Origin of the sequence: Nonomuraea sp. B5E05 (assembly GCF_039880665.1) — a bacterium.
Lineage (GTDB): Bacteria > Actinomycetota > Actinomycetes > Streptosporangiales > Streptosporangiaceae > Nonomuraea.
This window is the reverse complement of sequence record NZ_JBDPMJ010000088.1, coordinates 1-1,510: the sequence shown is the minus strand read 5'-3', so window position 1 is coordinate 1,510 and position 1,510 is coordinate 1. Positions and strand designations below refer to the sequence as shown.

The following is a 1,510-nucleotide window of genomic DNA, read 5'->3' as shown; positions in this document are numbered from 1 at the left end:
GGGTCTCCGATCTTGATCGGGAAACGGCCGGCCGACTCGCGCTCGAAGGTCACCGTATGTGACGGTTGATGGGGACGTCGGACCCGGACATGCGAAACCCGTGGCTCTTGTGGATCATGACTGTTCTCTACGCAGTCAACCCCCAAGGAACCACGGGCGTGCACAACCCTATCGAGACCTCCGCCGAGGCGACACTGCTGCTTGATCTGGAGGGCCTGCACGTGGTCAAGGTCGAGCGCGACCACGATGGCCACCGGATCGTTCACGTCGTCACCGCCGACGAATCCGCCCGTGCCTGCCCGGCCTGCGGCGTCTTCTCCGTCACAGCCAAGGAACGGGTGGCCACCCGGCCACGGGACCTGTGCGCGAGTGGCTCCCCGTACACCCTGCTGTGGCACAAATTCCGGTGGAGCTGCCGCGAACCGTTGTGCCCGCGAGGCTCGTTCACCGAGCAGATCCCGCAGGTCAGCGCCGGGATGCGGACGACCGCCCGGCTGCGCCGCGCCTGTGGACGCGCGATCGCCGACGGTGGCCGCACCGTCACCCAAGCCGCCCGCGACCACCGCCTTTCCTGGCCCATCGCGATGCGCGAACTACGCGCCTACGCCACCGAGGCACTGCCCGACCAGCCCGAACCCACCCCCATGATCGGCATCGACGAGATCCGCCGCGGCCGCCCCCGCTGGGAGCAAGACCCCGGCACCGGGAAATACCGGCTGATCGCGGACCGCTGGCATGTCGGTTTCACCGACCTCGCCACCGGCCAGGGACTGCTCGGCCAGGTCGAAGGCCGCGTCTCCGCATCAGTGGCGGCCTGGTTGAACGCCCGCCCCAAGGCATGGCGAACGGCGGTCACCCACGTGGCGATCGACATGTGCCAGACCTTCCGCTGCGCGGTCCGCGCCGCCCTGCCCCACACGATCATCGTGGTCGACCACTTCCACCTCGTGCAACTGGCCAACGGCAAGCTCGCCGACCTGCGCCGCCGCCTGACCTGGAAGATGCGTGACCGTCGCGGCCGAACAGGAGATCCCGAATACGACCACCGGCGGCTGCTGCGCTCCAACCGCGAAGACCTCACCGACGAGCAGATCGCCATCCTGGAACGCGACCTGACCAGGATCGGAACCTACGGCCGACACATCCTGGCCGGCTGGCACGCCAAGGAGAAACTGCGGCACCTGCTCGCCCTGGCCCGCACCAACCCCACCCGCTCGACGATCGCCCACCGCCTGCACGCCTTCTACACCTGGTGCGCCGACCATCCCTACCTGCCCGAACTCCTCACACTCGCCGAGACCGTCGCCTCCTGGTGGAACGAGATCGAGGCGTTCCTGCTCACCGGGATCACCAACGCCAAGAGTGAGGGCACCAACCGGGTCATCAAACTCGAAGCCCGCTGCGCATACGGCTTCCGCAACCCGGCCAACCAACGCCTCCGGTCACGCTGCGCAACCACACGAGAGAGCCGAAACCGTGCCATTCCCGCTTAACTTCCGAGAGCCCCCAT

The 1,510-nt window shown here is 67.7% G+C and carries 1 protein-coding gene; it reads left to right on the top strand.

The genetic code is table 11. From position 1 onward, the window contains the following. Positions 1–158: 158 nt before the first annotated feature. Positions 159–1,493: an ISL3 family transposase gene (locus ABGB01_RS45905; RefSeq protein WP_347780636.1), complete on the top strand. Its 1,335-nt coding sequence runs from the start codon at positions 159–161 to the stop codon at positions 1,491–1,493. Positions 1,494–1,510: the final 17 nt, after the last annotated feature.